This window comes from Quadrisphaera sp. DVD1, from assembly GCF_058932755.1.
The window spans coordinates 1-5,156 of the sequence record NZ_JBZYWI010000185.1 but is presented as its reverse complement, the minus strand read 5'-3'; the positions used below and the strand labels follow the sequence as shown (position 1 = coordinate 5,156).

The following is a 5,156-nucleotide window of genomic DNA, read 5'->3' as shown; positions in this document are numbered from 1 at the left end:
AGCCGGTCGCCGGGGACGCCGCGGACGCCGGGAGCGCCGGCTCCGCGGGGGGCGCGGACGACGAGGGCGCCGGTTCCCCCCGGTAGCGTTGGCGACATGTCCGCCACTCCCGCCCCGGTAGCGACCCGGCCGCGTCCCTTCGGGGCGGTCCTGACGGCGATGGCGACGCCCTTCACCGCCGACGGCGAGCTCGACCTCGACGCCGCGCAGGCCCTGGCCGCGCACCTCGTCGACGCCGGCAACGACGGCCTCGTCGTCGCGGGCACGACGGGGGAGTCCCCGACCCTGGCCGAGCGCGAGCACGACGCGCTGCTGGCCGCGATCGTCGAGGCGGTGGGAGACCGCGCCGTGGTCGTGGCCGGCTGCGGCAACAACGACACCGCGCACACCCTGGCCCGAGCCCGCGCGGCCGAGGCGACCGGCGTGTCCGGCCTGCTCGTGGTGAGCCCGTACTACAACAAGCCCCCGCAGGAGGGCCTGCGCCGGCACTTCACGGCCGTCGCCGACGCCACCGGCCTGCCCGTGATGCTCTACGACATCCCCGGCCGCACCGCGGTGGCGATCGAGACCGACACGCTGCTGCGCCTGGCCGAGCACCCGCGGATCGTCGCGGTCAAGGACGCCAAGGCCGACCTGTTCGCCTCCTCCCTGGTGATGGCCGGCAGCGACCTCGCCTACTACTCCGGGGACGACACCCTCAACCTCGCCCACCTCGCCCAGGGCGCCGTGGGCACCGTCAGCGTCGTCGGCCACGTCGCCGCCGGGCACTACGCCCGGATGGTCGCCGCGGTCGACGCCGGAGACCTGACCACCGCACGCGCGATCCACCGCCAGCTGCTGCCGGCCGTGGTCGCGATCATGACCCGAACGCAGGGCGCCATCATGGTCAAGGCAGCGCTGCAGCTGCTCGGCGTCCTGGACAACCGCACCGTGCGCCTCCCGCTCGTGGAGGCCACCCAGCACCAGGTCGACCAGCTGCGCGTCGACCTCGAAGGAGCAGGAATCCTGTGAGCCAGTCCCACCCCGACCTCTCCCCGCCCCGCCCGCTGGAGCGCGGCACCCTGCGCATCGTCCCGCTGGGCGGTCTGGGGGAGGTGGGCCGCAACATGGCCGTCCTGGAGATCGACGGCAAGCTGCTGCTCATCGACTGCGGGGTGCTCTTCCCCGAGGACAACCAGCCCGGCGTCGACCTGATCCTCCCGGACTTCTCCTACATCGCCGACCGGCTCGACGACGTGGTCGCGCTCGTGCTCACCCACGGGCACGAGGACCACATCGGGGCGGTGCCCTTCCTGCTGCGCCTGCGCCCGGACATCCCCCTGGTCGGCTCCACGCTGACCCTGGCCTTCGTCGAGGCGAAGCTCAAGGAGCACCGGATCACGCCCTACACCCTCGCGGTGAAGGAGGGGCAGACCGAGCAGATCGGCCCGTTCAGCTGCGAGTTCGTGGCCGTCAACCACTCCATCCCCGACGCCCTGGCGGTCGCGGTCACCACGAGCGCCGGCACCGTGCTGCACACCGGCGACTTCAAGATGGACCAGCTGCCCCTCGACGGGCGGATCACCGACCTGCGCGCCTTCGGGCGCCTGGGCGAGAAGGGCGTCGACCTGTTCATGGTCGACTCCACCAACGCCGAGGTGCCGGGGTTCACGACGTCCGAGCGCGAGATCCGCCCGGCCCTGGAGCGGGTCTTCGCCACGGCGAAGCGCCGGATCATCGTCGCCAGCTTCGCCTCGCACGTCCACCGCGTGCAGCAGGTGCTCGACGTCGCCCACCAGCACGGGCGCAAGGTCGCCCTGGTGGGCCGCTCGATGGTGCGCAACATGACCGTGGCCGCCGAGCTCGGCTACCTCCACGTGCCCGACGGCGTGCTGGTGGACCTCAAGCAGCTGGAGAACACCCCCGACGCCCGCGTGGTGCTCATGTGCACCGGCTCCCAGGGCGAGCCGATGGCGGCGCTGTCGCGGATGGCCAACCGCGACCACCGGGTCGAGGTCGGCGCGGGCGACACCGTCGTGCTCGCCTCCTCGCTGATCCCGGGCAACGAGAACGCCGTCTTCCGCGTCATCAACGGCCTCATCCGCCTCGGCGCCGACGTGGTCCACTCCGGCAACGCCCGAGTGCACGTCTCGGGCCACGCCAGCGCCGGCGAGCTCCTCTACTGCTACAACATCCTCCGCCCGCGCAACGTCATGCCGGTGCACGGCGAGATCCGCCACCTGGTGGCCAACGCCGAGCTGGCGATCAAGACCGGCGTGCCGCGCGAGCGGGTCGTGATGGCCGAGGACGGCACCGTGGTGGACCTGCGCGACGGCGTCGCGAAGGTCGTCGGCGCGGTGCCCTGCGGCTACGTCTACGTCGACGGCTCCTCGGTGGGCTCGATCACCGAGGCCGACCTCAAGGACCGCCAGGTGCTCGGCGACGAGGGCTTCGTCTCGGTGTTCGTCGTCGTCGACTCCGGCACCGGCAAGCTCGTCGTCGGGCCGGAGATCCACGCCCGCGGCATCGCCGAGGAGGACGAGGTCTTCCAGAGCATCAAGCCGCGCCTGGCCGACGCCCTCGCGCAGGCCGTGAGCACCGGCCCGGTCGACACCCACCAGCTCCAGCAGGTGGTGCGCCGCATCGTCGGCCGCTGGGCCGGGACGACGCTGCGCCGCCGCCCGATGATCGTCCCGATCGTCGTCGAGGCGTAGGGCGTGCCCGACCTGGGTCACGCCCTGGAGCTCGGCGCCTTCCTGTCGCCCTCCTCGGCGGACCCGGGCGGGGCGCTGGCGCAGGCCGTGCGGGCCGACGCGCTGGGGCTGGACCTGCTCGGCGTCCAGGACCACCCCTACGCGCCGGCGCTGCTCGACTGCTGGACCTACCTCTCGGCCGTCGCGACCGCCACGGAGCGGATCCGCCTCGTTCCGGACGTGCTCAACCTGCCCCTGCGCCACCCGGCCGTCCTGGCCCGGGCTGCCACCTCGCTGGACCTGCTCTCCGGCGGCCGGGTGGAGCTCGGGCTGGGCGCCGGCGCGTTCGCCGACCCGATCGCCTCCCTCGGTGGGCCCCGGCGCACGCCGGGCGAGGCGGTGGCGGCGCTGACCGAGGCGATCGAGGTCGTCCGGGCGCTGTGGCGGCCTGGGCCCCCCGTCACCCTGGACGGCGTCCACCACCGGCTGGAGGGTGCGCGCCCCGGCCCGCCGCCGGCCCACCCGATCGGGATCTGGCTCGGCGCCTACGGGCCACGGATGCTGGCGCTGACCGGGCGGGTCGCGGACGCGTGGCTGCCCACGGTCGGCTACATCGAGCTCGACGCCCTGACGGCGGCGAACCAGCGCATCGACGACGCGGCCGCGGCCGCCGGTCGCGAGCCGGCGGACGTGCGGCGGGTCCTCAACGTCTCCGGGCGCTTCACCCGCACCGGCAGCGGGTTCCTCACCGGCCCACCGGCGGTGTGGGCGGAGCAGCTGGTCGAGCTGGTGCTGGGGGAGGGGTTCAGCGGCTTCCTGCTCGGGCCGGGCGACGACGTCGAGGGCGACCTCAGCCGCTTCGCCGCCGAGGTGGCCCCCGCGGTGCGCGAGGCGGTGGCCGCCGCGCGCGCCGTCGTCCCGCCGTCCGCCTCCCCGCACGTGCCGGAGGGCGCGCGCGTGGTCCTGCCGGCCCCGGGCAGCCCGGCCGCGCTGGACGCCGACGCCACCGACACGCCCGTCGCCGCCGGCGCCGTGCGCGCCCAGCGCGAGGACGGCGTCCTGGCCGAGGGCCTCGCCGCCCGCTCCACGCTGCTGGCCGTGCACGAGCACCTGCGCAGCGAGCTGGCGCAGATCCAGGACGCCGTCGAGCAGGTCGCGGCCGGCCACCGCGACCCGGCCCTGGCCCGGTCGATGATCAACGCGCTCGCCGTGCGCCAGAACGACTGGACGCTCGGGGCGTTCTGCGCCTCGTACTGCCGGGTGGTCACCGGGCACCACACGATCGAGGACGTCGACTGGTTCCCGCGGCTGCGCCAGGCCCATCCGCACCTGGACCCGGTGATCGACCGGCTCGAGGGCCAGCACCACGACATCGCGGCCCTGCTCACCGGGCTGGACGACGCGCTCGTGGCCATGGTCGCCGCACCGCCGGGACCGCAGGTGCTGGCCGGCGTCCGCGCGGCGCTGGAGGCGCTGGCGGAGGCGCTGCTGGCGCACCTGGCCGAGGAGGAGGAGGCCCTCCTGCCCGCGGTGGTCCGCACGCCCGGGCTGGCCTGAGGCGGCCCCTCGCGGGCCCCCCGGGGCGGTTCGCCCCGGCGTGGGACTGATGTGAACAGTGTGACTGCGCGATAGCCTGCCGACATGGCGACGCGCACCACGACGCGGAAGACGTCGAGCACCCGGCGCGCACCCGCCCGGTCCTCCCGGCGTCCTGCAGGACGCAGCACACGACCGGAGCCCGCGGTCATGCCGCTGCCGGTGCGTGCGGTACGAGGAGCGTGGATGGGAGCAGCGCACATGGTCGGCGGCACCGCTCGACGGCTGCGCGAGGACGGCGGCACGGACCTGGACCCGGACGTGCGCCGCGACGGCCTGGGCCTGGCCCTGGTGGCCGCCGCCGTGGTCGTGGCGGCCCGGGAGTGGTGGGGCCTCAGCGGCGGCTTCGGGAACCTCGTCCACGCCGTGGCGGCCGGGACGACGGGCCGGGTGGCCCTGGTCCTCCCGCTGATCCTCGCGGTCGTGGCGGTGCGCCTGCTGCGCCGCCCGGACAGCGCCCAGGCCAACCACCGCGTGACGATCGGCATGGCCGTGCTCGCCGTCGCGGTGACCGGCCTGGTGCACCTGGCCGCCGGCACCCCGAACCCGGTCACCGACGGCGCCGAGCCGGTGCGCCAGGCCGGCGGCATCCTCGGCTACCTCGTGGCCTCGCCGCTCGCCGCGGGCACCGGCACCTGGGTGGCCGCGGTGCTGCTGAGCCTGCTGGCCCTCTTCGGCGTCCTCGTCACCACCGCGACGCCGGTGCACGCCATCCCCTCCCGGCTGCGCGGGCTCTACCGCGCGCTGACCGGCCAGAGCGACGTCATCGACCTCGACGCCGCCGACGCGGAGGCCGACGACAGCGCCGAGCGGCGCGCCCTGCGGGCCCGTCGCCGAGGCGCGCACCCCGACGGCGAGCCGCGCAGCGGCGACGAGGCGTACGAGAGC

At 75.2% G+C, this 5,156-nt stretch carries 4 protein-coding genes; all 4 read left to right on the top strand.

The annotated features are described in order from the left end of the window. Window positions 1-96: 96 nt before the first annotated feature. A complete protein-coding gene (gene dapA, locus AC5FZL_RS15295; protein ID WP_493619742.1) occupies window positions 97-1,011 on the top strand; it encodes a 4-hydroxy-tetrahydrodipicolinate synthase in 915 nt (304 codons plus the stop codon). Beyond that, a complete protein-coding gene (locus tag AC5FZL_RS15290) occupies window positions 1,008-2,693 on the top strand; it encodes a ribonuclease J (RefSeq protein WP_493619741.1) in 1,686 nt (561 codons plus the stop codon). The genes dapA and AC5FZL_RS15290 overlap by 4 nt, the downstream gene beginning before the upstream one ends. Window positions 2,694-2,696: 3 nt before the next feature. Further along, on the top strand, window positions 2,697-4,229 hold the full coding sequence (locus AC5FZL_RS15285; protein WP_493619740.1) for an LLM class flavin-dependent oxidoreductase: 1,533 nt from the start codon (window positions 2,697-2,699) through the stop codon (window positions 4,227-4,229). 225 nt (window positions 4,230-4,454) lie between these two features. Then, on the top strand, window positions 4,455-5,156 hold a 702-nt coding region (locus tag AC5FZL_RS15280), incomplete at its 3' end, for a DNA translocase FtsK 4TM domain-containing protein (RefSeq protein WP_493619739.1).